This window comes from Anaerostipes amylophilus, assembly GCF_025567365.1.
Lineage (GTDB): Bacteria > Bacillota > Clostridia > Lachnospirales > Lachnospiraceae > Anaerostipes > Anaerostipes amylophilus.
This window is the reverse complement of the sequence record NZ_JAOQJG010000006.1, coordinates 40,711-65,192: the sequence shown is the minus strand read 5'-3', so window position 1 is coordinate 65,192 and position 24,482 is coordinate 40,711. Positions and strand designations below refer to the sequence as shown.

Here is a 24,482-nt window from a genome sequence, read left to right as displayed (position 1 = left end):
TCATCATACATTAAATTTAAGAAAATAAATTTCTAAACATTGGTCTTTTTATTTCTATAATATAGTATACCAGATCATACATATACTTTCTACTAACAAGTTATCCACAATAGAAACACATACCAATTAGAGGATATGTGCCCATCATATTGATTCAAATCTAAAAATTTTCAAATAATAAAAAGGACACACACCCTCAAAACAAGGATATATGCCCTTCAATACTCACTAAAAAAATATCAAATTAACTCTAACAAAGAATCAATCAATTATTTCAACTGAGCAGCAACCTCAGCCGCAAAGTCTTCTTCTTTCTTTTCAATACCTTCACCAGTTTCAAAACGAACGAATCCTTTGATTGTAACATTAGCTCCGTTTGCTTTAGCAACCTGTTCTACGTATTTTCCAACTGCCTGTTTTCCATCTTCAGCTTTAACATAAGCCTGATCTAACAGACATACTTCTTTTAATTCTTTGTTCAGACGTCCAACGATCATCTTTTCGATGATGTTTTCTGGTTTGTCTGGGTTTTCGTTCATAGCCTGAACTTTTAAGATTTCTGTTTCATGCTCGATGTAATCTTTAGAAACTTCATCTCTGCTTGTGTATTTTGGAGAAATAGCTGCAACCTGCATTGCTACGTTTTTAGCCATCTCTTTGATCTCGTCGTTAACTACGTCTGTAGCAACTTCTACTAATACACCGATTTTTCCACCAGCGTGGATGTAAGATGCAACAAATCCGTCTGCTGCAGATACTTTAGCGAATCTACGGATGTTTAAGTTTTCTCCGATAACGGCGATCTTACCATCTAATGCTTCTTTTACAGTTTTTCCAGCTTCTGCTTTAGATTCTTCTGCTAAGAATCCTTCGATATCAGCTGCTTTTGTTGTAAGAGCCTGATCAGCTACTTCTGCTACATATGTTCTGAATGTATCATTCTTAGCTACGAAGTCTGTTTCAGAGTTAACTTCAACGATTGCTGCTTCTTTTGCATCTTCAGATACTGCTACTGCAACAAGTCCTTCAGCTGCGATACGTCCAGCTTTCTTTGCTGCTTTTGCAAGACCGTTTTCTCTTAAAAATTCAACTGCTGCGTCCATGTCTCCGTCTGTGTTTGTAAGAGCTTTCTTACAATCCATCATTCCGGCACCAGTCATTTCTCTTAATTCTTTTACCATTGCTGCTGTGATAGCCATGATTCTTTTTCCTCCTAAATTGAAAGTGTGAATAAATTATTCAGCGTCTTCTGCAACTTCTTCAGAGTCTGCATCGATTCCCTGGTTTGCTTCGATAACTGCATCAGCCATAGCAGATGTGATCAGTTTTACTGCACGGATCGCATCATCGTTTCCTGGGATGATATAATCTAATTCTTCAGGATCGCTGTTTGTATCTGCGATTCCAACAAGAGGAATTCCTAAAGTATGTGCTTCCTGTACACAGATGCTTTCTTTCTTAGGGTCTACAACGAAGATCATGTCTGGAAGTCCACCCATTTCTTCGATTCCACCTAAGTTCTTCTGTAATTTGTCTTTTTCTTTGTTAAGTTCGATAACTTCTTTCTTTGGAAGTACGTCAAATGTTCCGTCTTCTTCCATCTCTTTGATCTTTTTCAGTCTAGCGATTCTAGATTCGATTGTTTTGAAGTTAGTCATCATTCCACCTAACCATCTCTGGTTTACGTAGAACATTCCACAACGTTCTGCTTCAGCCTGAATAGAATCCTGAGCCTGTTTCTTTGTTCCTACGAACAGAATCTTTCCACCCTGTGCTACACATTCTTTTACTGCATTGTAAGCATCGTCAACCATTCCTACAGATTTCTGTAAGTCGATGATATGGATACCATTACGCTCTGTGTAGATGTATGGTGCCATTTTAGGGTTCCATCTTCTTGTCTGATGTCCGAAATGTACACCTGCTTCAAGTAACTGTTTCATTGAAATAACGCTCATTTTAAATCTCCTTTAGTTTTTGCTTCCGCTATTTTCATCGTTCTGACAAACCACTTGGGCACTTATCAGAATTCCAATAGCGTGTTTATTTTTACCTATGACAGTATATCAGACCTTGTCCTTCTTTGCAAGAACTTTTTCATTAATTATAAAAGAATTAATCAAGCTTTGTGATCTCGTCAAATATAAAGTCATTCACTACCTTAATATAGGTTCCTTTCATACCGGAAGATCTTGTCTCGACAACTCCGGCACTCTCTAGTTTTCTTAATGCGTTTACGACAACGGATCTCGTGATCCCGAATCTGTCTGCAATCTTGCTTGCGACTAAGACTCCTTCATTTCCTTCTAATTCTTCTAAAATATGAAGCACTGCTTTGTGTTCTGTGAAGGATAAAGTACTGATCGCGGAATCTACGATTCCTTTCTTTCTTCGCTCCTGTTCCACTTCTTCGCTTACGGATCTTAACATTTCAAGTCCGACAACGGTTGTTCCATACTCTGCTAAAATAATATCATCAATGGAATAATTTTCCCTCTGGCGGTACATAAATAATGTTCCGAATCTTTCCCCTGCGATATCGATTGGTGCAATGATCGCATAATAATCGTCAATATCTGACTCAAATCCTAAAGTGGAAAGGCTGACGTTTTCATTTGTGGAAAGGATCGTTAATAGTCTTTCATTTAATGAAAAATCAACATAATCTTTGACATTTCCTGAGATCAGCTGATGAAGGACTTCGATGTGGTCTGCTTCATTTTTTCCTAGGATCTTTCCTTTTTTGCTGATCACAAGGACATTGGAATTCATAACTTCTGTTAAGACTTTACAGATGTCGTTAAATACAACTTTCTGTGAATTATTGTTATGAAGTAATTTGTTGATCTTTCTTGTTTTATCTAGTAACTGTATACTACTCATCTATATTTTATCTCCTTATTCTGAAACTGACTCCCCGGAAGTTTCTTTCTCTTTTGCTTCTTCTGGCATGCTGCATACGAATCCACATTCTTTATTGGAACATACCAGCTTCTTTCCTTTTTCGATCATATAGCTTCCGCATTTCTCACATTTGACTGTGGATGGTTTCTGCCATGACATAAATTCGCATTCCGGATTGTTTTCGCATCCGTAATATTTTCTTCCTTTTTTCGTTTTCTTTAAGACGACTTCTCCGCCACACATTGGACATGGGATTCCGACTTTCTCGAAATGTGGTTTCGTATTTCTGCATTCTGGGAATCCAGGGCATGCAAGGAATTTTCCGTATGGTCCATATTTGACAACCATGTTTCTTCCACATTCATCACAGACAACGTCTGTTACTTCGTCTTCGATCTTGACTTTCTCTAATTCTTTCTCAGCATTTTGAACGGCGATCTCAAAGTCTGGATAGAAGTTTTCAATGACGGATTTCCAATGGACTTTTCCTTCTTCTACCATATCAAGAAGTCCTTCCATCATCGCTGTGAAGTTCACATCAACGATACTTGCAAATGCTTTCTTCATCATGTTGTTGACTGCTTCTCCAAGCTCTGTGACATATAAGTTCTTCTTTTCTTTGACAACATAACGTCTTGCTGTAATCGTTGAGATTGTTGGCGCATAAGTACTTGGTCGTCCGATTCCAAATTCCTCTAATGTCTTAACCAGAGATGCTTCTGTGTAATGTGCTGGTGGTTGTGTAAAATGCTGTTTTGGTTCTAGTTCATTTAATGTAAGTTTTGTATTCTCATCGATGGATTTTAACATTAAGTTTCCTTCGGATTTTTCATTATTAATGTTATATACGGATAAGAATCCATCGAAAGCGATCTTGCTTGCAGATGCGTTAAAACGGTAATCTCCGGCTGCGATCTTTACAGATGTATTTTCGTATTTGGCTGGTGCCATACGGCTTGCCATGAAACGGTTCCAGATCAGCTGGTATAAACGGAACTGATCTCTTGACAGCTCGTCTTTGATGCTTGCTGGTGAATTTGTCATGTAGGTTGGGCGGATGGCTTCATGGGCATCCTGTACTTTCTTGTCGTCTTTCTTTGCGACAGTTCCTTCTCCGACAAACTCAGCTCCATAAGCTTCTTTGATATATTCTTTGGCTGCTGCATCAGCTTCCACAGAGATACGTGTGGAGTCTGTACGTAAGTATGTGATCAGACCGACCGTTCCCTGTCCTTTGATGTTCACACCTTCGTATAACTGCTGTGCGATACGCATGGTTTTCTGTGGTGCAAAATTTAACTTGCTGGATGCATCCTGCTGCAGCGTACTTGTTGTAAATGGAAGTGGGCTTTTCTTTAATCGTTCGGTAACTTTTACCCCTTCTACTGTGAATTCTTTTCCCTTTAAATAGGATAAGATCTCATTCATCTCTTCTTCACTGTGGATCTCCATTTTCTGATCTTTGGTTCCAACAAGTTTCGCTTCTAAAGGCTTTTTGCTTCCTTTGACATCTAATAAGGCTTCGAGCGACCAGTATTCCTGTGGAATAAATAAATTGATCTCTTCTTCTCGATCACAGATGAGTCGCAGTGCTACAGACTGAACTCGTCCAGCACTTAATCCTCGTTTGATCTTTGCCCAAAGAATTGGGCTGATCTGATATCCTACGATTCGGTCTAGGACACGTCTTGCCTGCTGTGCATCGACTAAGTTCATGTCGATATCTCTTGCATGTTTGATGGAATCTTTGACCGCTGTTTTTGTGATCTCATTGAATGTGATACGGCTGTAGTTCTTATTTTCCAATTTTAATGCGTAATATAAATGCCATGAGATGGCTTCTCCTTCACGGTCCGGGTCAGTCGCGAGGTATACTTTGTCTGCTTTCTTTACTGCTTTACGAAGAGCTGCTAATACTTCACCCTTCCCACGGATCGTAATGTACTTTGGTTCAAAGTCATTCTCGATATCAATTCCTAAGGTACTCTTTGGCAGATCGCGAACATGCCCGTTGGACGCAATCACTTCATAATTTCTGCCCAGGAATTTTTTAATTGTTTTTGCTTTCGCCGGTGATTCGACGATAACTAGATATTTTGGCATATAGTATTACCCCTTATTTACATTTTTTTGATATATAAATTTTGATGAGTCTGTTTGATATATCCTTTCGCTTCTAATTGAAATAATGCTTTGATCACTTCTTCATAAGAAAAACCGGATGCACTTAAGATCTCATCAATATGTTTCGGTTTCAAGCTCAACATATCATACACCCTTTTTTCTGCCTTTGCAAGAGATTTTGTATGAAGCTTTGGAAATTTTCGTGAAATTCCTGTGAATTCTGAAAATTCTGTTAAAATATCGTCGACATTTTCAACCAATTTTGCGCCTTGTTTGATGAGTCCGTGGCAGCCTTTGGAATGTTTATTGGTAATCATTCCGGGAACTGCAAATACTTCTTTATTCTGATCAAGCCCACAATCCGCTGTGATCAGTGATCCGCTTCGCTCTCTGGCTTCTGTCACAAGGATTCCATCACTTAATCCACTGATGATCCGATTCCTTTCTGGAAAATGCCATTTAAGTGGTTCACTGCCTGGCGGGTACTCGGAAATAACTGTCTGATTCGCATACATGTCATAAAATAACTGAAAATTCTCTTTTGGGTAAATGAGATCGATCCCACATCCTAAAACTCCAACAGCTTGTCCTTTTTTGTCGATTATTTCACGGTGAACCGTCCCATCTACGCCTCTTGCGAGGCCACTGATGATCTGTACACCTTGCTCTGCCAACTCTTTTGCGAATTTTTTCGAGATTTCAAAGCCGTAAGTTGTCGGAAATCTTGACCCTACGATCGCAATTGACAGTTCTTTTTCTTCATATGGCTGGCCTTTTTGAAAGATGCCATAGGGAGCATCATAAATTTTTCTTAAACGATTCGGATATGCAGCTTCTTTTTGAATAATAAAACGGATATTTTCACGATGCAAAGCTTCATAGTCTTTCTGAATCATTGATTCATCTCTTGAGTTGATGAAACGACCGTATTCAAGATCTGTCATGCGTTCCTTTAGGATTTCTGGGGTGATCTTATAGAGTTCTTTTGGATGAATGAAGATATCCATCAGTTCTTTTTGTTTCTTGATCGGCAACATGACTTTGCCACACAGCCAGTACCAGTATAATTTATCTTCCATATTCCAGCACCTCTCTGATAAAATCTGTGTTTCGAAAAGTCATAGCTTCCATTAAGTGAATTGGTTTGATCTCGGATTCATTTTCCATCAGCATGATTGTTAACGCTACTTTTAAAATCTTATCCATTCCTCGTCTTGTGATCTTGCCGGATTGGTAGGCAATGTCTAAGATCTCTTTGCATTCTTTCGATAAATGAATGATCTTGTTTAACTGTATGTGGCTTAATTGACCGATAGCATTGCAGGAATCATTTTTTAGTAAATTTTTTTCTCTTTGGATGGTTGTTTTGATCCGTTTTTTGATCTGACTGGACGTTTCTACCATTTCTTTTTGTTTCGCTTTTTGTAAGTTGTGATCTTTTTTACTGATACATAAAACCATGTCAAATCGGTCTAGGATCGGCCCTGATAATTTCTTTAGATAACGTTTCTTTTCATGATAGGTACATCGACAGATCCCGTCTTCCAGTCCATAACCGCAAGGACATGGATTCATCGTTGCGATCAGTTGAAAATCGGCTGGAAACTGATGATAGATCCCATTTCTGGTGATATCGATCGTTCCATCTTCTAGTGGCTGTCTGAGTGCTTCGATACATTCGGTTTTAAATTCCATAAATTCATCCAGAAATAAGATCCCATGATGCGCTAATGTGATCTCTCCTGCGGTCGGTGTCTTGCCTCCTCCAAGAAACGCTGCCTTGGGGATCATTGGATGTGGCTGGCGAAATGGACGAGTGTTGTCTTCTAAATATCTTTGGATTCCTGTCGCATCATAGATTGCCTGAACTTCCATTTTCTCTTCTTTTGATAATGGTGGAAGGATTGTCGGAATTCTTCTAGCTGCCATTGTTTTTCCTGATCCCGGAGATCCAATGATCAGTAAATGATGTCTTCCAGTGACAGCAATTTCTATCGCTCTTTTTAAATGTTTCTGACCTATGATATCGCTAAAATCTTCTTCTGTTTCTTCTTTCTGATATTGTGTTGTATCTATGTAGCATCTTTGTTGATACGTTCCATGAAAATAGTCCAAAACATCTTGTAAGCTATCCATAAATATGACTTCGATATCTTCCATTCCTCTTAGGGAATTGGCATCTTCCCTTGCCGCAAAAAACTTATGGATTCCTTTTTTTCTTGCTTCTAAAACAATTGGAAGACAGTTTCCAACCCCTCTGATCTTGCCATTTAACCCTAATTCTCCCATAATGCAGATATCCTCTAATTTGCTTGCATCGATTAAATTCAGACACCCTAAAAAAGCCACGGCGATTGGGAAATCGAACGCAGTTCCATTCTTTCTTATATTGGCTGGGGATAAGTTGACTGTGATCTTCATGGATGGCAGGGGATGGCCGATGGAGCGTAGTGCTGATGCAACGCGCTCTTTTGCTTCCATGGATTCTTTAGAAAGATAGCCTACCATGGTGAAATATGGCAGGCCATTTCTGATCTCTACTTCGACGTGGATGAGTCTTCCGCTCACTCCACTGACGATTCCTGTGATTACTTCCTGATAAATAGTACTCAACTCCTTCTCTTCTCAAAAAAGAAGCTGGTTTCAAAATGATATGGTTAGTCTATCACAAAAGTAATATTTTTACAATACTGTATATTCAAAACAATCGTACTTATTTCAATAATTTCTTTAATTCACTCATAAAGGTGTTCACATCTTTAAATTCGCGATAGATGGCTGCGAATCTTACATATGCAACTTCATTTAAGTCTTTTAATTTGTCCATGACCATCTCTCCGATCACGGATGACTCCACTTCTCTTGTTCCCATGTTGTAGATCTTTGTCTCGATCTCATCGATCGCTGCTTCGATCTGTCCCATGGAGACTGGAAGTTTGTGACAGGATTGTACGATTCCATTTCTTATTTTGCTTCGGTCATAAAGCTGTCTTGTCTTATCTTTCTTGATAACGCTTAATGGTTCTGTCTCTATCTTCTCATAAGTTGTAAAACGCTTTCCGCATTCATCGCATTGTCTTCTTCTACGGATCGCATTGTTGTCTTCTGCCGGTCTGGAATCTACGACTCTGGAATTCTCGCTTCCACAATATGGGCATCTCATCTTCTTGTACCTCCGTGTTTTTTTCTGCTTGAAGTATATCATTTTTTGCCATGAAATAAAAGCTTTTCTTTTATTTCAGGCATTCTTTTTCATTAATATCGACTAAAATGGTGTCTCTTCCGATCCTCACGACACATTTGTATGGAATTTTATAGATTTTATTCTTTTTCCCAAGGCACAGGATCATCTTTGTTGTTTTGGGCACGATCAGATAGCAGATCTGTCCAGTATGTATTTCAAATTCGAGGTCTAAGACAAATCCTAAGCATTCACCTGTGTTACAATTGATCACATCTTTTTGCCGAAGTTCGAGAAATTTCATGTCGGAAATCCTTTTTCTTCCTATTATAATAGTATTCTTTTTTTCGATAAATAGACGCAGAAAAAAGCAGAAGATCCAATCTCTAGAATCTTCTGCTTCTTTATTATTATCATTATGAAGAAAGATTAAGCTTCTTTCTTTTCTACTGGTTTTTTAGGTGCTGGTTTCTTAGGAACTAATTTCTTTCCTGTAATGATTCCTTTTGGACATTTACCTGCACATAATCCACAACCTACACATTTTTCATAATCGATCTGTGCAATGTTGTTTTCAACCTTAATTGCTCCAAGTTTACATACTTTTTCACATGCTTTACATCCGATACATCCTGCCTTACATACAGACATTACCTGTTTACCGAATTCTTTAGAGCTGCACTGTACTCTTGTTTTCTTATTTTCTGGTACAAGGTCGATTAAAGATTTTGGACATGTTTCTGCACATTTTCCACATCCTACACATGCTTCTTCATCGATGTGAGCGATTCCGTTCACGATAGAGATCGCATTTTCTGGACATACTGCTGCACAGCTTCCAAATCCCATACATCCAAATTCGCATCCTTTTGGTCCTGCACCTGGTACGTTCATAGCTTCGATACAGCTCTGAACTCCAGAATACTGGTATTTGTCAGATGCTTTTTCGCAAGTTCCGGCACATTTAACGAATGCGACTTTCTTTACGAATTCTCCGGCTTCAACACCCATGATCGCACTGATCTTTTCAGCGGCTGCTGCTCCACCAACTGGACAGCCATTGACTGGTGCTTCTCCATTTGCGATTGCTTTTGCAAGTCCATCACAACCTGCGTATCCACAACCACCACAGTTATTTCCTGGAAGTTCTGCACGGATAGCCACTTCCTTCTCGTCTACAGGAACTTTAAATTTCTCTGAGGCAATTCCCAGTAAGATTGCGATAAGCAGACCGGTTCCTCCGACAACAACCATGGCAAGTAAAATTGCTGATATATTCATCTTCTTTACCTCCTAAATAAGTCCTGAGAATCCGAAGAATGCGATCGCCATTAATCCTGCTGTTAACAGTGTGATAGGCATTCCTTTGAAAGATTCTGGGATGTTGTTGTATTCCATCTTTTCACGGATACCAGCAAGGATCACGATGGCAATTAAGAATCCTACAGAGATACCAATACCATTGACTATGCTGGCGATGAAACTATAGTCGTTCTGTACGTTTGTTAATGCTGTACCAAGAACTGCACAGTTTGTTGTGATCAGTGGAAGGAATACTCCCAGAGATTCATATAATGCTGGCATAGATTTCTTTAATACCATTTCTACGAACTGTACTAATGCTGCGATTACCAGGATAAATACGATCGTATTTAAGTATGTTAAATCTGTTGGTACTAATAAAAATGTATAAATTAAATTTGTAACTGCTGATGCGATGGTAATAACGAAGAGAACGGCTGCACCCATTCCGGCTGCTGTCTCAACTTTCTTAGAAACTCCAAGGAAAGGACATAAACCAAGGAACTGGCTTAATACAACGTTATTTACCAGGGCTGAGCCGATGGCAATTAACAATAAACTTTTCATTCTGATCCTCCTTATTTGTCATCTACAGTTGTGTCAAAAAAGCTTCTGGAACCACAAGCACTGTTTCCACAGTGAGCACAGTCTCCACATCCACTTGTCTGTGGCTGTCCTGGTTTCTGAGGTTTTTTGCTCTTAACTTTATTCTGGATTGCTACTAAGCATGCAAGTACAAAGAATGCTCCAGGTGCCAGAATAAAGATTGTGATTGGTTCATATGCAGATGGCATTACCTGCATTCCAAAGATCTGTCCTGCTCCTAATAATTCACGGAATGCTCCTAAAATTGTCAGGGCAATTGTAAATCCAAGTCCCATTCCAAGTCCGTCAAAGAAGGAGTTGATTGGTCCATTCTTTGCTGCAAAGGATTCTGCACGTCCAAGGATGATACAGTTTACTACGATCAGTGGGATATATAATCCTAATGCATCGTTAACTGCTGGAACATATCCCTGTAATAAGAACTGTACGATCGTTACCAGAGATGCGATAACTACGATGTATCCTGGGATACGTACACGATCAGGGATGACATTTCTTAATGCGGAAATGATCATGTTAGAAAACATTAATACGGCTGTTGTTGAAAGCCCCATTCCTGCACCGTTGATCGCAGATGTTGTTACTGCTAATGTAGGACACATACCTAACATTAATACGAAGGTAGGGTTTTCTTTTACGATACCATTAATCAATCGTTCCATTGGATTTGGTTTCATGTTTAATTACCTCCCTTCAGGCTCTTTGAATATGCAACACAGCTGTTAACTGCACTTGTGACAGCACGGCTAGTGATCGTTGCACCACTGATGGCATCTACTTTAGAATCATCGTTCTTACCAGATCCATCTTTTACAACTTCAAATCTGTCTGCTTTTTTGTTTTTAAAGTTACTCTTAAATTCTGGTTCTTTGGCTTTCATACCTAAACCAGCTGTTTCGCTGATGGATAATGTTTCATAACCATTGACTGTTCCATCATCTCTGACACCTACGGATAAAGTTACATCTCCACCGTATCCTTCTGGGTTTGTTACAGAGAATACATATCCAAGTTCTTTTCCGTTTTTGTCAACTGCTTTTACGACTTCAGAAATTGTGTTCTGTCCAAGATCATTTTTCTTTAAGACAGCCGCTACGTCTTTCTGATCTAATTTTACTGTATCAAATTTCGCTGCGTCTTCGAATACGGCTTTGTAAGCTTCCTGTTTTGTCTTCTCTTCCTGTGCGGCGATCGGTGCTTTTGTTACGTTATATACGATACCTAAAAGGAGTCCTGCAATTAATGTGATCACACATAATTTAATACAATCCATTACGAGATTCTTATTCATTGCTCTTACCTCCTTTTTTTACGATTCCAAATGGAGTTGGTACTGTCACTCTCTCGATCAGTGGAACTAATAAGTTGGCAATGATGATAGAGTAAGATACACCTTCAGCCATTGGTCCGAACAGACGGAATAATCCAGTTAAAATACCAAGAACGATCGCATAGATGATCTTTCCGTTCTTTGTAATTGGAGATGTTACGTAGTCTGTTGCCATGAAGATCGCACCTAACATTAATCCACCACTGAAGATCTGTGCTGCCATGTAAGATAGATCAAATCCATGACCACCGAAGATCAGTACGAAGATTGCTACAACTGCAACATAAACACATGGGATGATCGGAGAGATGACTTTCTTAAATACTAAATATGCTCCACCGATGATCAGTAATAATGCAGATGTTTCACCGATCGTTCCTGGGATAAATCCTAAGAATGATTTCATAACATCTACGCTTTTTCCCTGTTCCATAACAGCAAGTGGTGTTGCTGTTGTTACACCATCATATGTAAATGTTGTCATTCTTGCTGCAAATGAGATCATTAAGAAACATCTTGCACCAAGGGCTGGGTTCATGAAGTTCTGTCCTAGTCCACCGAATACCTGTTTTACAACGATGATCGCGAAAATTCCACCTAAGATCGGCATCCAGAATGGTACCTCTGGTGGTAAGTTTAATGCAAGTAACAGTCCGGTTAATGCCGCACTTAAGTCACTTACTGTGATTGGCTGTTTCATAAGTTTCTGGTAAATATACTCAACGACAACACAGGTAGCAACAGAAATTGCAACTGTCAGTGCCGCAGATGCTCCAAAGATATAGATACCAAAAATTGTAGCGGGTAGTAATGCGATGATAACATCTAACATAATCTTTTGTGTTGAACCATTATCTCTTACATGAGGATTGGCTGACACATGATATAATGTTTCGCTCATATGTATCTCTCCTTTATTTCTTTCTACGGTTAGCTAATACCTGTTTACGACCTGTCTTCATGGACTGTGCAAGGTTACGTTTTGCTGGACATACGAATGAACATGATCCACACTCAACGCATTCTGCTCCATAAAGTTTTTCAAACTCGTCAAACTTGTTATGATCTGCTAATACAGATAATTTTGCTGGCATCAGCTTCTGCGGACAGACGCTTACACATCTTCCACAACGAATACAATTGCTTGGCTGGTTTGCAGCAACTTCATCTTTTGTGAACGCTAAGAAGCATGAGAATGTTTTCACAGCTGGTACGTCTGTTGTAAACATTGCCATACCCATCATAGGTCCACCAGAAATGATCTTTTCAGGCTGTGTTTTAAATCCACCAGCTGCTTCGATCAGTTCTTCTACATTTGTTCCTGTACGGACTTTAAAGTTGCTTGGGTTTTTGATCGCATCTCCAGTCACTGTCACAATACGTTCATATAATGGTTTTCCGTCTTTGACAGCTTCTTTGATCGCTACGATCGTAGCTACATTATCAACGATGCATCCTGCATCTGCTGGTAACATGCTAGAGTTGATACTTCTTCCTGTTGTTGCATAAATTAAAGAACGCTCTGCACCCTGTGGGTATTTTGTCTTTAATGTTGCAACACTGATTCTTGCATCACCTTTTACCAGTGCTTCTACTTTGGCAATTGCATCTTTTTTGTTATCTTCAATACCAATGATACCTTTTGCTTTTGGGAACATATCAAGTACGATATTTAATCCTTCAATTAAAAGTTCTGGTGTTTCCATTAATGTGCGGTAATCACCTGTGATATAAGGTTCGCACTCGGCTCCATTTACGATGATATACTCGATCGCATCTGGATCTTTTGGAGCTAATTTTACATGTGTTGGGAATCCAGCTCCACCAAGTCCTACGATTCCGGCTTCTTTGATCGCTGCTAAGACTTCATCTTTAGACATCTGGTCATAAGGTTTTGTCTCGTATGCAACCTCTTTGAATTCTCCGTCATTCTCAATTACGATAGAGTTAACTTTTGCTCCGGCTGGAGTCATTCTTGGCTCGATCGCTTTAACAGTTCCTGAAACAGAGCTGAAAATGTTTGCGGATACAAATCCTCCAGCTTCTGCCACCTTCTGGCCTACTAATACCTGGTCACCCTTGCTAACGATTGGTTTTGCAGGGGCACCGATGTGCTGACCTAAAGGTAAAACAACATCTCCTTTTGGCAGGTATTCGGTGATTGGTGAATTCTTTGCAAATTCTTTACCATCCGCTGGATGAACACCTCCGCTAAATGTAAACAATGCCATTTTAAGCCTTCCTTTCTTCTTTACATTTTTTTCCATTGCGAAAAAAAAGAGTTCTCATGAAATGAAAACTCCTTTGAACACAAGACTTATGATATCATAGTCTTTTTTATTTTTCAATGTTTTTTTAACATTTTCTTTATATTGCATACAAAATTCTGTGTTTTTTCTTCAGAATTCCTTAAAATTCTAAAATAAGTTAACAATTCTGTCGACGCTACTACATTATTTACGGATCTGTCCATTGCCATAAATGATAAACTTGGTTGTTGTTAGTGCATCTAATCCCATTGGTCCTCTGGCATGAATCTTCTGGGTACTGATTCCAATCTCCGCTCCAAATCCAAATTCAAATCCATCCGTAAATCTTGTGGATGCATTCACGTAAACAGCTGCCGCATCGATCTGATTTAAGAATTCCTGAGCATTCTGGTAGGAATCTGTGATGATCGCTTCGGAATGTCCTGTATTATAATGATTGATATGTGCCACTGCCTCATCAAAGCTATCAACAGTTTTGACAGAGATGATAGAATCTAAGTATTCTGTTCCCCAGTCTTCTTCTGTTGCTGGGATGACCTGATCATTTAAGGCACAAACTCTCTCATCTCCACGGATCTGGACACCTTTTTCTAATAAAGCTTCAATGATGGCTGGACCATGACTTTCTAAGATGTTTTTATGTAAGAGTAAAGATTCGCATGTATTGCATGTTCCAAGTCTCTGTGTCTTTGCGTTGATGATGATGTTCACTGCCATATCTTTTTGTGCAAATTCATCAACATATACATGACAGTTTCCTGTTCCTGTCTCAATAACTGGAACTGTGGAATTCTTTACAACGCTCTTGATCAGTCCTGCACCACCTCTAGGGATCAGAACATCTAAGTAATCGTTTAACTGCATCATCTTTGTTGCTGTTTCATGACTTGTATCTGTTAAAAGCTGCATGCTGTATTTTGGCATGTGACATGACTCTAATGCACTCTGAATCACGTTTGTGATCGCAAGATTTGAGTTGAGCGCATCGCTTCCACCGCGCAGAAGGCATGCATTTCCTGTTTTAAAGCATAATGCAAAAGCATCGGCTGTTACATTTGGACGGGATTCGTAGATGATTCCAACAACTCCTAATGGTACTGTCTTCCTTCCGATCAATAGTCCGTTTGGTGTTTTCTGCATATGTTCTACGGAACCGATTGGATCGTGAAGTTCAGCTACCTGACGAAGTCCTTCTGCCATTGCTTCGATACGGTCAGGATTTAGGGATAAGCGATCGATCAATGCTTCACTCATCTCATTTTCTCTGGCTGCTTCTACATCTTTATAGTTTTCGCTTAAGATGTATTCCTGACTCTGTAGCAGACATTTGGCGGCTTCTCTTAATACTTCATTCTTATCTTCAATTCCTGCTTTTCCAAGAATGAATGATGCTTCTTTTGCCTGTTTTCCTAGTTGTTCTAACATTATGAATGCCTCCTTTTCGGTATGTTTTGCATCTTTATAAATCTGTTTTATCTAATCTGCTCTAGTTTAATCCTTTTGGTTTTAACGGAGTGATAGATCCATCTTCATTCTTGATGCTTACGTTATTAAGTTGTGCTCTTAAGTTAGCACGGACAGACTGAATATATTCGTGTCTTAACTTTCTCTGTTCTTCCTTCTGTTCTGGTGTTAATCCAATGGATTTATCTAGATTGTATAATTCATTAATTCTCTGAATATCTTTTTCTTTCATTTGTAATGTTTCCTTTCTATATAATATATGATTCCTTACGCCTTAAAGTATGGGCGTTCTGTTAAGTATTTCTTAAAATCAAAGTCTGGACGTTTGTGTGCTAAGAATAATGTTCCAACTTCTTCTCCTGCAACGACTTTATTGACATTATTTAGATCATCACTATTCACAATGACCATATCTGCTCCTGCATCTGTTACGATATTGGCTGCTGCGATCTTTGTCTCCATTCCTCCGGTTCCGACTTTCGTTACAGCTCCTTTTGCCATTTTCCCAATCTTTTCATCTAAGACTGGTACTTCAGAGATCAATTTTGCCATTGGATTCTTGTGCGGATCATCGGTATAAAGTCCGTCAATATCTGTTAAGAGAATTAAAAGATCTCCTTCTACAACAGCAGTTACGACTGCAGATAAAGTGTCGTTGTCACCAAACTCAATTTCTTCTGTAGACACGGTATCATTTTCATTTACAATTGGGATCACGCCAAGTTTTAGTAATTCTTCAAAGGTATTCTTGGCATTATATCTTCTCTCATCATTGAGCATTGTTTCTTTTGTGATCAAGATCTGTGCAGATCCTTGATTGTATTCTGCAAATAACTTCTGATAGATCATCATTAACTGTCCCTGTCCTACGGCGGAACATGCCTGTTTCATTGGAAGGGATGTCGGACGTTTTTCTAATCCTAAGGCTTTAAATCCGACACCGATTGCTCCGGATGATACTAAGATCACATCTTTTCCGCTGTTATGTAAATCTGTTAAGACACGGACTAATTTCTCTAAACGGAATAAATTAATGTTTCCTGTTGCTTTGTGGATCAAAGAAGATGTTCCTACTTTGATGACGATTCTCTGTTTATCTTTTAGTTTTTCACGATTATTCATTTTCATTCACTCCTTGAAAGGTATTTTACACTGTAACGAGGGCTTGTGCAACCTTAATTCCATCCATTGCTGCAGAAGTGATACCTCCGGCAAAACCTGCTCCCTCTCCGCATGGATAGATTCCTTTAATATTACTCTCGAATCCTTGATCTCTTTCAATCCTTAACGGGGAAGATGTTCTTGCTTCGATTCCGCAAAGAACGGTATCTTCTCTGTTAAATCCTTTGATCTTTGTATCAAAATATTCCATTCCTTCGCAAATTGCTTCACTAACTGGTTCTGGAAGGCAGTTTCTCAAGTTTCCAAAGCTTGTCTTTCCTTTGGTATTCGGTGTGATCTCACCAAAAGATTCTGTAATCTTTCCTTCTCTGAAATCTTTTAATGTCTGTACCGGAATCTCTCCTTTCCCTTCATGAAACGCTTTTGCTTCCCATTTTTGTTGGAATCTTACACCTGCTAATGCATCATCTCCGTCAAAATCATCGGGTGTAACACTTGCGATGATCGCGCTGTTAGAATTCTTTGCTGCTCTATCATGATTACTCATTCCATTAACAGTTAATCGTTCTGGTTCTGAAGATGCGTTGACAACAAAACCTCCTGGACACATGCAGAAAGAATATACACTTCTTCCATTGTCTGCATGATAGGTCAGTTTGTAAGATGCTGCTGGAAGATTGTATTTATCTGCACCTTCTCCGTACTGGGAATGATCGATCATCTCACGCGGATGTTCCACACGAAGTCCGATCGCAAATGCTTTTGGATGCATCTCTAAATTCCGGTCTGATAATACCTTAAATGTATCTCTGGCACTGTGTCCTGGTGCTAAGATTGCTGCTTCTGTTTTAAGTTCTTCTTCGTCATTGATGATCAGTCCGGTTAATTTTCCATCTTTGATCACAAAATCCGTCACTTTTGCCTCAAAACGGACATCTCCGCCAAGTGATTTGATCTCTTCTCGGATTCCTGCAACAACATTTCTTAAAAGATCGGTTCCAATATGAGGTTTATTTTCATATAAGATTTCTTCTGGTGCCCCATGTTTTACGAAAGTTTCTAAGACGAATTTATTTCTTCCGAATTTATCTTTCACCAATGTGTTTAACTTTCCATCAGAAAATGTTCCTGCGCCACCTTCTCCAAATTGGACATTGGATTCAGAATTCAACTCGCCAGTTTCCCAGAAATGCTCGACATCTTTCATACGGTTTGTGACGTCTTTTCCTCGTTCTAAGACGATTGGATTTAACCCGGCTCTTGCGAGCATCAAGGCTGCAAATAGTCCTGCTGGTCCCATTCCGATCACAACTGGCGGATACTTAAATTCTCTCTGATTTTTCGGAAATTCAAATACCTTTTCTTTAACCGCCATGATATTGCGGTTTTTATTCTTTTTCAGGAATTTCTCTTCCTGATTCTTGCTTAATGTCACATCGACTGCATATACATAAGATAATTCTTCTTTTTTCCTTGCATCGATGGATCGTTTTACGATCTTGTATTGTTTATATTCTGTGTTATGTAACGCTTTTTTTATCTTTTTTTCAAATGCTGCTTCTTTGTGATCGATCGGCAGCTTGATCTGGTTGATTCTTATCATTGTCTTCCTATCTGGCTTGCTGCGATGTATCCGGATGTAAATGCCCATTGCAGATTGTATCCTCCGCATGTTCCATCGACATCTAGTAATTCACCGACAACATAAAGCCCTTCTAATAACTTTGATTCTAGTGTTCCCTGTATAATTTCTTTTGTGGATACACCTCCGGCTGTTACCTGTGCCATATCGTATCCTTTGTATCCTTTGATCTGGACTTCAAAGTTTTGGATCATATCTAAAATTCTTTTTAGATCCTTCTTTGAAATCTGCGCAACTGGCTTTCTCGGATCGATCTTTAGTCTCTGTAAGATCGCATAAACCAACTTTTTATTTAAAAATCCCTGGAAGAATTCTTCCACTGTCTTGTAATTACAGTTTTTTAAGAATACTTCTGTCGTTTCTTCTAAGGTTACCATCTGCGGCATGAGATTTAAATAGACTTTTACTTTTTTCTTTCTTCTTAGTGCTTCGATCGCAAAATGGCTGATCTGGAAAATTGGGATTCCAGAGATTCCGTATTTGGTAAACTGGACTTCTCCATGTTCTTTTGCAATCAGTTCATTGTTTGCATAGACGCTAATATCACTGACATTTCTGACTCCAGAAGTTTCTTTTAAATATTTCCCTTCCGCTTCCAGTCCTACCAAAGACGGGAATGTATCCGTAATCTTATGATGAAAGTCTTTTGCAAGTTTGTATCCACTCCCATTGCTTCCTAAATTGGGCTGTGCACATCCGCCAGTTGCAAGGATCAGATTGCTTGACTGAAAACATTTCTCATTTCCATAGACATAAAATGTCGATTTGCGTTTCTCTGCCTTTATCACTTCAAAGTCTGTCAAAATATCGACATGTAAATATTTTAATTTCTGTGTCAGTGTGTCAACCACCGTTGCCGCCTGTAAGGATGCCGGGTAATAATACCCGTTTTGCTCTGTGATAAGCATTCCGAGGGATTCAAAGAATTGAATCAATTCTTCCAAACCAAATTCTTCAATCATCGGATAGGCAAAGGAAGGTCTCTGCCCGCGGTAACAATTCTCATCCATATAAGCATTTGACAGATTGCATCTTCCATTCCCTGTCGCCAATATTTTCTTTCCTAATTTATCCATTCGCTCAAGCAAAAGAACTTTCTTATGATGGCCAGCTGCTGTGATCGCTGCCATCATTCCGGAAGCCCCTGCTCCAACGATGATCACATCATATTTCATTTGTTGTTTTCTCCAAATTATTCGTTTAGCTACTGTATGATTCCAGAAAATGATATACTTCTTCTCTGTTTTCAAAGACAAAATTCTCCTTTAACATATTTAAAATATCTGCTGGGAGGTTTTCTTTCTTCATATCTGTGTACTCAAAAACTTCTTTTGTCTTATTATTGATCACTGCCAGACTGCCATCTAAAATCTTAAGACTGTAGGTTGCTTTCACCTTCTTTTCGGCTTTTGTCTGCTCCTTTAGCACTGTCGTTGTTACCTGAGAGCGAACTTCCTGAATCTTGTCTATATTTTCATTTCTTGTAAAGGCTAGATAGCACATGTATGCACATAAAACAGTGATCACGATCATATAAATGATCAAAAATCGGTTGATCTTCTTCATGATATCACCCTCCTTTGGCTATATTGTTTCCAAAGATGGGATTATTTATACAAAAAGTCCAGATCTGTTACGACTTGGACTTTTGTTATTGTTTTTACAATAAATGTAATTTCTTTGCTAATTTTACGATCAGATTTCCTTTTGGAATCTTTGTAAGTTCTTCTTCTGTAAATACTTTTAATTTAATGATCGCCGCAAAATAGATCAGTGCTCCAACTGGTACTGCAATGATCACACAGATTGCAAAGCATACTCGTCCAAATGGCAGGACGCTTTGAACCCCATACTGGATCAGGAAGCATACGACACCCATCACAGCTGCACTTAATGCAGGTTTGATAAATGTCTTTGTGATCTCCTGATGGAATCCTGTATATTTCTTGATGGAATGTGCATTTAACAGACACATGACAAGCGAAAAAGCCATTGTTGCAAAGACTAATCCATAGGTTTTACAATCTGTATATGTTAATAACAGCCATAAAACAACGATATTAACGACAACAGAGATTGCTGAATGTTTGACTGGCACACGCATCTTGCCCATTCCCTGTAAAATACCATTTGTCAATGTAGACAGGCAGTAGAAAATAACAGAGACTGCACCGATTCGAAGCATTGCAGCTCCTAATCCTTTGGCATATACGGCACCGAAAATAAGTCCATTAATAGAGCTGTTTAACACGCCAAGTCCGACCGCACATGGAATTGCGATCATCATTGTAAAACGGATTGCCATCTGAATGCTATCATTCATATCATCTTTCTTACCCAAAGCATAAGCTGCAGAAACATTTGGCACGATCGCATTGGAAAGTGCGGATGCCATCGCTACTGGTACGTTGATCAGAACATTGTACTGGCTGCTGAACAGTCCATAAAATCCTGAAACTACTTTCGCTGTGATTCCTTTTCCTACTAAAATATTACTAAAGATCGTCTGATCGATCGTTGCACTGCAGTTATAGATCGCTGTACTGAAGATCACTGGTGTGATCGTCAATAATAAGATCTTTAAGATATTTCCATAAGATTCGATATATTTCGTACGGTCATGTTTCATCTGAATCTTAACTTTTGGCTGATATGCACGATAAATAATAAAACAAAAGATCAGCCCTGTTAAAACTCCGACTCCTGTACCAATCGCACTACCTGCTGCTCCATGTCTAGCAATCTCGTATGTGATCGTCTTAGATGGCAGATATGGTAAGATCAATACATATGCCATCAAAATACTAAAGATCGCATTCAAGATCTGCTCGATGATCTGGGAAATGGATGTTGGTACCATCGTATTATGCCCCTGAAAATATCCTCTTAATACTCCAAGGATTCCAGAGAAAAAGATGGTTGGAGAGATCACCTGAAGAGCAAGTGCGGCACCTTTCTGATGTCCAACAAAGGTTGGTGCTCCAAAATATGCGATCAATGATGCGATACCACCAACAACGATCGCATAAACTAATGCTCCATAGAAAATTCTCTGTGCATTGATATATTCTCTCTTTGCAAGTCTTGCAGAAATTGACTTGGAAACTGCAAGTGGGATACTGAAGGATGCGATCAGCAAAATAATATTGTAAATATTATATGCATAAGAATAATACCCCATTCCTTCTTCGCCAATGATCCCAAACAGTGGACTACGATATAATAATCCGATCACACGGCAGACAATAGACGCTGCGGCTAAAATCATTCCCTGCATTAAAAATGAGTTTTTGCTGCTTTTACTCATACTAAACCTCTTTCATCTCTTGTATATTTCGTCTTTGTCAGAATCTCTTCCTGACGTTTTTCCATATCTTTTCGTTCTTCCTCTTCCATATGGTCATATCCAAACAGATGTAACATACTGTGCGCGATCAAAAATGCATATTCTCTCTCGCGGCTGTGTCCATAATTCTCAGCCTGTTCCCATACTTTGTCCATAGAGATCACAATATCTCCAAGCAGAAATTCCCCACTTTCCGGGTCAAACGCCATCGGATCTTCTTCGATCTTTGAAAAATCTGCTGGCTGTTCATATTCTGCCATTGGGAAAGATAATACGTCAGTTGGACGGTCGATCTCTCTTTGTTCTTTATTAATCTCATGGATCGTGTCATTATCAGTCAACATTAAGTTCACTTCGCACTCATAAGGGCAGTCCACATAATCAATTGCTGCCTCAATGACTTCATGTGCGATCTTCTCATAAGGGATATTGATCTCTCCCTCGTATTCGTTCTCAATTATAATACTCATAATATTCCTATCTTCTGTTCTTTTTGTTGTTCTTATTCTTTCTCGCAGATCTAGCTGATTCATACTGATCATATGCTGCAACAATCTTCTGTACTAATGGATGTCTTACAACGTCCTTATTTGTAAGTTCACAGACTCCGATCTCTTTGACTTTTCGCAACACTCTTAAAGCTTCTTCTAACCCTGAAATACTGTCAAATGGCAAGTCTTTCTGTGTCAAATCACCAGTGATGATCGCTTTAGAGCCAAAACCAATACGTGTTAAGAACATCTTCATCTGTGCTGGTGTTGTATTCTGTGCCTCATCTAAGATAATGTATGCATTATCCAGTGTACGGCCTCTCATATAAGCCAATGGAGCAACTTCAATTAAGCCTTTCTCCATATTCTTCATAAATGCATCGGCTCCGAGAATCTCATACAGAGCATCATACAATGGTCTTAAATATGGATCTACTTTACTTTGTAAGTCTCCTGGCAAGAATCCCAATTTCTCTCCTGCTTCGATCGCTGGCCTTGTTAAGATAATACGGCTGACTTCATCATTCTTGAATGCTGTAATTGCCATTGCCATCGCAAGATAAGTCTTACCAGTTCCTGCTGGGCCAACACCAAACGTGATCATCTTATCTTTGATCGCTTCGACGTATTTTTGCTGTCCTAAAGTCTTTGGTTTGACAGCTTTACCCTGAATCGTGTGACAGATCACATCTTTATCAAGTTCTACAAGACTTGTAGATTTTTCTTCCATAGATAAAGATAAAGCATAATTTACATTCTGCTCTGTGATCACATTCCCTCGTTTGGATAATTCAAGTAACTCATCGATCACAGAAATCGCATGATTAACTGCCTGTTGTGTTCCAATGCATTTTAACTGGTCACCACGCAGGATCAGACTTACATGCAATGTCTTTTCAATTTTCTTCATGTAGGCATCAAATTGCCCAAATACATTCCCACCATGTTCTGCTGGAAAATTCATTTCTATTTCAACTGGATTCATCTAATTCTCAGTCTCCTTCTTTGCGTATATTCTTATGTATTTTACCATCTGTTACAAAGTTTTTCAACCTGACAGACATATAAAATACATGTGGTCTGATTCATAGGTTTTTAATATTTATTGCTGTGCCGTCGTTGGTGCGATCATCTCTTCTTGTTTTTTTGTTAATTTCTTGATATTTCGGATTTTTCCAATACTTTCTTCTTTGATGATCGATGCCCTCACTTCATATCGGTTGTTCTTCCTTTGATAATTTTCTTCACAGTGAACAATCTTTGCCCCTTTTTTGGCTTTCTTCGTAAGATAATGTTCGAGCTGTTTTTTTAATTTCAACTGTGCTTCTTTTTTCGTTAAGATTTTCTTTTTTGGCTGGTATTTTTCGGTTGTTTGAATCGTAATTCCTATGGGCAAATAAAAAGAAGTCCCTATTTTTAATGATCTTCTCTCTGTCACTACATTTGTATGATTCTGTTTTTGCTTCGATGGAAAATCAAACTGATATTGCCCCAAATATATATTTTTGATGCATTTTTTCTCATCTGTGATTGTTTTTTCATAATATTCCATCGGGATGGAATTTTCATATACCTCTTTGGTACGCATAATAATTTCACCATCTGCTTTGATCTTATCTGTTTGTGTCACAGTAAAATCATCGCTGTAGTAATAGATCAATCCAGATATCAATGTTGTTCCTTTTTTCACGCTGTCACCGGTACTTACCAATGGTGTCCCGCTTTTTACTGCCATTTTTGTAATGATCCCTGATTTATTTGCCACGATATCACATGGCTTCTTTGGATTCTGCTTTGTTTTGCGATCCAAAGTTTCTTTGATCTCGATATGTAGTCTTGTTCCCTGAACAGAACAGGATACCCACGCAATCTCATCATAATCTTCTCTCAGATGATCTTCCAAAGCATCACAATCAATCTGATATTTTAATGTTCCCAGATGATAGTAGTTATCCGTGACATATTTTAGTATATCACTTTTCGAATATACTTCTCCTCCTGAAACTGTGATTTCCCATAAAAACTGGCTAAAAGAAAAGATCATCATCGCACATAAAAATATGAAGAAAAATAATATTTTACGATTTCTATGTTCTTTTAAGAAATATGGCAGCCCCCTTTGTTTTTGTAACGTAAGCTCAACATTTGCTTTCTGTGCTAATGTTACTAATGTTTGATAAGCACTTTTTCTAATACAAAAGGCATAGCCGTCTGATACTGGTTTCAATTCCCACAGTACCAGATGGTTTTTGGCACAGAGATTTAGGAAACGCTCTGCCTGATATCCTTTGACTTGAAAATATAATTGCCCAAATATAAAATGCAGGATCTTAAGCATATGCCATGCTCCTTTCAGAGAATATCATACATATTCCAGCCTTTTGATCTTTCCTTTAACCTTCATCGCTTCCTGTGAGTAAAAATCAACCGTTAAACCACATCCATAGATGTTTAATATGACATGATTTCCCTGAACAGAAATCGTATCCTCATCATACGATACAATTCCCCGATAATTTTCTATGTACGCTTCACAGTTCCCTGTCAAGCTAATGATAAAATCTCCAAACACCACATCTCTTGGAAGCGAAAGTCCTTTGGCGATTGCTTCTTTTGGTTTATTCTTCATGAAAAACTCCTTTTGTGGCATTTGGTTTAATATATGCCGAAAAAAAGCATCATATACCTGTTTTCAGGTAA

At 38.7% G+C, this 24,482-nt stretch carries 25 protein-coding genes; all 25 read right to left on the bottom strand.

The genetic code is table 11. The annotated features are described in order from the left end of the window. Positions 1–269 precede the first annotated feature (269 nt). Positions 270–1,199: a translation elongation factor Ts gene (gene tsf, locus OCV53_RS09610; RefSeq protein ID WP_009204279.1), complete on the bottom strand. Its 930-nt coding sequence runs from the start codon at positions 1,197–1,199 to the stop codon at positions 270–272. A 36-nt stretch (positions 1,200–1,235) separates the two neighbouring features. Beyond that, positions 1,236–1,958 carry a 30S ribosomal protein S2 gene (gene rpsB / locus OCV53_RS09605; protein WP_172674557.1) on the bottom strand — a complete coding sequence of 241 codons (723 nt, stop codon included), beginning with the start codon at positions 1,956–1,958 and terminating at the stop codon, positions 1,236–1,238. 157 nt (positions 1,959–2,115) lie between these two features. Continuing rightward, positions 2,116–2,883: a GTP-sensing pleiotropic transcriptional regulator CodY gene (gene codY / locus OCV53_RS09600; protein WP_022374433.1), complete on the bottom strand. Its 768-nt coding sequence runs from the start codon at positions 2,881–2,883 to the stop codon at positions 2,116–2,118. Between the two features lie 15 nt (positions 2,884–2,898). Beyond that, a complete protein-coding gene (topA, locus tag OCV53_RS09595; RefSeq protein ID WP_022374432.1) occupies positions 2,899–5,007 on the bottom strand; it encodes a type I DNA topoisomerase in 2,109 nt (702 codons plus the stop codon). A gap of 17 nt (positions 5,008–5,024) precedes the next feature. Further along, on the bottom strand, positions 5,025–6,107 hold the full coding sequence (gene dprA / locus OCV53_RS09590; RefSeq protein ID WP_055197905.1) for a DNA-processing protein DprA: 1,083 nt from the start codon (positions 6,105–6,107) through the stop codon (positions 5,025–5,027). Further along, positions 6,097–7,641 (bottom strand): YifB family Mg chelatase-like AAA ATPase, encoded by a 1,545-nt coding sequence (locus tag OCV53_RS09585; RefSeq protein WP_055197902.1) that lies wholly within the window; start codon positions 7,639–7,641, stop codon positions 6,097–6,099. The genes dprA and OCV53_RS09585 overlap by 11 nt, the downstream gene beginning before the upstream one ends. Positions 7,642–7,741: 100 nt before the next feature. After that, positions 7,742–8,191: a transcriptional regulator NrdR gene (nrdR, locus tag OCV53_RS09580; protein WP_055197900.1), complete on the bottom strand. Its 450-nt coding sequence runs from the start codon at positions 8,189–8,191 to the stop codon at positions 7,742–7,744. A gap of 70 nt (positions 8,192–8,261) precedes the next feature. Beyond that, a complete protein-coding gene (locus OCV53_RS09575; RefSeq protein ID WP_055197898.1) occupies positions 8,262–8,513 on the bottom strand; it encodes a PRC-barrel domain-containing protein in 252 nt (83 codons plus the stop codon). A gap of 125 nt (positions 8,514–8,638) precedes the next feature. Further along, positions 8,639–9,490 (bottom strand): RnfABCDGE type electron transport complex subunit B, encoded by an 852-nt coding sequence (locus OCV53_RS09570; protein WP_055197896.1) that lies wholly within the window; start codon positions 9,488–9,490, stop codon positions 8,639–8,641. 12 nt (positions 9,491–9,502) lie between these two features. Continuing rightward, on the bottom strand, positions 9,503–10,078 hold the full coding sequence (gene rsxA, locus OCV53_RS09565) for an electron transport complex subunit RsxA (protein ID WP_055197894.1): 576 nt from the start codon (positions 10,076–10,078) through the stop codon (positions 9,503–9,505). Positions 10,079–10,089: 11 nt separating this feature from the next. Continuing rightward, positions 10,090–10,794, bottom strand: coding sequence for an electron transport complex subunit RsxE (gene rsxE / locus OCV53_RS09560; protein WP_055197892.1), 705 nt, complete (start codon positions 10,792–10,794; stop codon positions 10,090–10,092). Positions 10,795–10,796: 2 nt separating this feature from the next. Next, positions 10,797–11,408 (bottom strand): RnfABCDGE type electron transport complex subunit G, encoded by a 612-nt coding sequence (locus tag OCV53_RS09555; protein ID WP_055197890.1) that lies wholly within the window; start codon positions 11,406–11,408, stop codon positions 10,797–10,799. Beyond that, positions 11,401–12,348 (bottom strand): RnfABCDGE type electron transport complex subunit D, encoded by a 948-nt coding sequence (locus OCV53_RS09550; protein ID WP_055197888.1) that lies wholly within the window; start codon positions 12,346–12,348, stop codon positions 11,401–11,403. Before OCV53_RS09550 ends, OCV53_RS09555 begins: the two co-directional genes overlap by 8 nt. A 13-nt stretch (positions 12,349–12,361) precedes the next feature. Continuing rightward, entirely contained in the window at positions 12,362–13,678 is a 1,317-nt protein-coding gene (gene rsxC, locus OCV53_RS09545) for an electron transport complex subunit RsxC (protein ID WP_055198108.1), read from the bottom strand. A 222-nt stretch (positions 13,679–13,900) separates the two neighbouring features. After that, positions 13,901–15,142, bottom strand: a complete 1,242-nt coding sequence (locus OCV53_RS09540) for a glutamate-5-semialdehyde dehydrogenase (RefSeq protein WP_055197884.1) — start codon at positions 15,140–15,142, stop codon at positions 13,901–13,903. 61 nt (positions 15,143–15,203) lie between these two features. Then, entirely contained in the window at positions 15,204–15,413 is a 210-nt protein-coding gene (locus tag OCV53_RS09535) for a DUF896 domain-containing protein (protein ID WP_008391314.1), read from the bottom strand. Between the two features lie 35 nt (positions 15,414–15,448). Continuing rightward, a complete protein-coding gene (proB, locus tag OCV53_RS09530; RefSeq protein WP_022374091.1) occupies positions 15,449–16,303 on the bottom strand; it encodes a glutamate 5-kinase in 855 nt (284 codons plus the stop codon). Positions 16,304–16,328: 25 nt separating this feature from the next. After that, a complete protein-coding gene (locus tag OCV53_RS09525) occupies positions 16,329–17,906 on the bottom strand; it encodes an NAD(P)/FAD-dependent oxidoreductase (RefSeq protein WP_055197882.1) in 1,578 nt (525 codons plus the stop codon). After that, a complete protein-coding gene (locus tag OCV53_RS09520) occupies positions 17,903–19,195 on the bottom strand; it encodes a BaiN/RdsA family NAD(P)/FAD-dependent oxidoreductase (protein WP_262568798.1) in 1,293 nt (430 codons plus the stop codon). The genes OCV53_RS09525 and OCV53_RS09520 overlap by 4 nt, the downstream gene beginning before the upstream one ends. Continuing rightward, on the bottom strand, positions 19,146–19,511 hold the full coding sequence (locus OCV53_RS09515) for a hypothetical protein (protein WP_055197878.1): 366 nt from the start codon (positions 19,509–19,511) through the stop codon (positions 19,146–19,148). Before OCV53_RS09515 ends, OCV53_RS09520 begins: the two co-directional genes overlap by 50 nt. A gap of 94 nt (positions 19,512–19,605) precedes the next feature. Continuing rightward, positions 19,606–21,252 (bottom strand): putative polysaccharide biosynthesis protein, encoded by a 1,647-nt coding sequence (locus OCV53_RS09510; protein WP_055197876.1) that lies wholly within the window; start codon positions 21,250–21,252, stop codon positions 19,606–19,608. After that, the gene (gene ybeY, locus OCV53_RS09505; protein ID WP_022374096.1) at positions 21,249–21,761 is read right to left on the bottom strand and encodes an rRNA maturation RNase YbeY; all 513 of its coding nucleotides are present in this window, start codon (positions 21,759–21,761) and stop codon (positions 21,249–21,251) included. The genes OCV53_RS09510 and ybeY overlap by 4 nt, the downstream gene beginning before the upstream one ends. A gap of 7 nt (positions 21,762–21,768) precedes the next feature. Further along, the gene (locus tag OCV53_RS09500) at positions 21,769–22,767 is read right to left on the bottom strand and encodes a PhoH family protein (protein ID WP_022374097.1); all 999 of its coding nucleotides are present in this window, start codon (positions 22,765–22,767) and stop codon (positions 21,769–21,771) included. Between the two features lie 117 nt (positions 22,768–22,884). Further along, positions 22,885–24,120, bottom strand: a complete 1,236-nt coding sequence (locus OCV53_RS09495) for a sporulation protein YqfD (protein WP_055197873.1) — start codon at positions 24,118–24,120, stop codon at positions 22,885–22,887. Positions 24,121–24,144: 24 nt separating this feature from the next. Continuing rightward, positions 24,145–24,411, bottom strand: a complete 267-nt coding sequence (locus tag OCV53_RS09490; RefSeq protein WP_022374099.1) for a YabP/YqfC family sporulation protein — start codon at positions 24,409–24,411, stop codon at positions 24,145–24,147. Positions 24,412–24,482: the final 71 nt, after the last annotated feature.

Coding starts and splice junctions, on each gene's coding strand:
- codY (WP_022374433.1), bottom strand. CDS start 2,883: ATGAGTAGTATACAGTTACTAGATAAAACAAGAAAGATCAACAAATTA.
- OCV53_RS09540 (WP_055197884.1), bottom strand. CDS start 15,142: ATGTTAGAACAACTAGGAAAACAGGCAAAAGAAGCATCATTCATTCTT.
- rpsB (WP_172674557.1), bottom strand. CDS start 1,958: ATGAGCGTTATTTCAATGAAACAGTTACTTGAAGCAGGTGTACATTTC.
- OCV53_RS09515 (WP_055197878.1), bottom strand. CDS start 19,511: ATGAAGAAGATCAACCGATTTTTGATCATTTATATGATCGTGATCACT.
- OCV53_RS09555 (WP_055197890.1), bottom strand. CDS start 11,408: ATGAATAAGAATCTCGTAATGGATTGTATTAAATTATGTGTGATCACA.
- OCV53_RS09550 (WP_055197888.1), bottom strand. CDS start 12,348: ATGAGCGAAACATTATATCATGTGTCAGCCAATCCTCATGTAAGAGAT.
- OCV53_RS09495 (WP_055197873.1), bottom strand. CDS start 24,120: ATGCTTAAGATCCTGCATTTTATATTTGGGCAATTATATTTTCAAGTC.
- OCV53_RS09575 (WP_055197898.1), bottom strand. CDS start 8,513: ATGAAATTTCTCGAACTTCGGCAAAAAGATGTGATCAATTGTAACACA.
- proB (WP_022374091.1), bottom strand. CDS start 16,303: ATGAATAATCGTGAAAAACTAAAAGATAAACAGAGAATCGTCATCAAA.
- OCV53_RS09490 (WP_022374099.1), bottom strand. CDS start 24,411: ATGAAGAATAAACCAAAAGAAGCAATCGCCAAAGGACTTTCGCTTCCA.
- rsxE (WP_055197892.1), bottom strand. CDS start 10,794: ATGAAACCAAATCCAATGGAACGATTGATTAATGGTATCGTAAAAGAA.
- dprA (WP_055197905.1), bottom strand. CDS start 6,107: ATGGAAGATAAATTATACTGGTACTGGCTGTGTGGCAAAGTCATGTTG.
- OCV53_RS09500 (WP_022374097.1), bottom strand. CDS start 22,767: ATGAATCCAGTTGAAATAGAAATGAATTTTCCAGCAGAACATGGTGGG.
- OCV53_RS09535 (WP_008391314.1), bottom strand. CDS start 15,413: ATGAAAGAAAAAGATATTCAGAGAATTAATGAATTATACAATCTAGAT.
- tsf (WP_009204279.1), bottom strand. CDS start 1,199: ATGGCTATCACAGCAGCAATGGTAAAAGAATTAAGAGAAATGACTGGT.
- rsxC (WP_055198108.1), bottom strand. CDS start 13,678: ATGGCATTGTTTACATTTAGCGGAGGTGTTCATCCAGCGGATGGTAAA.
- OCV53_RS09570 (WP_055197896.1), bottom strand. CDS start 9,490: ATGAATATATCAGCAATTTTACTTGCCATGGTTGTTGTCGGAGGAACC.
- ybeY (WP_022374096.1), bottom strand. CDS start 21,761: ATGAGTATTATAATTGAGAACGAATACGAGGGAGAGATCAATATCCCT.
- rsxA (WP_055197894.1), bottom strand. CDS start 10,078: ATGAAAAGTTTATTGTTAATTGCCATCGGCTCAGCCCTGGTAAATAAC.
- OCV53_RS09525 (WP_055197882.1), bottom strand. CDS start 17,906: ATGATAAGAATCAACCAGATCAAGCTGCCGATCGATCACAAAGAAGCA.
- nrdR (WP_055197900.1), bottom strand. CDS start 8,191: ATGAGATGCCCATATTGTGGAAGCGAGAATTCCAGAGTCGTAGATTCC.
- OCV53_RS09510 (WP_055197876.1), bottom strand. CDS start 21,252: ATGAGTAAAAGCAGCAAAAACTCATTTTTAATGCAGGGAATGATTTTA.
- topA (WP_022374432.1), bottom strand. CDS start 5,007: ATGCCAAAATATCTAGTTATCGTCGAATCACCGGCGAAAGCAAAAACA.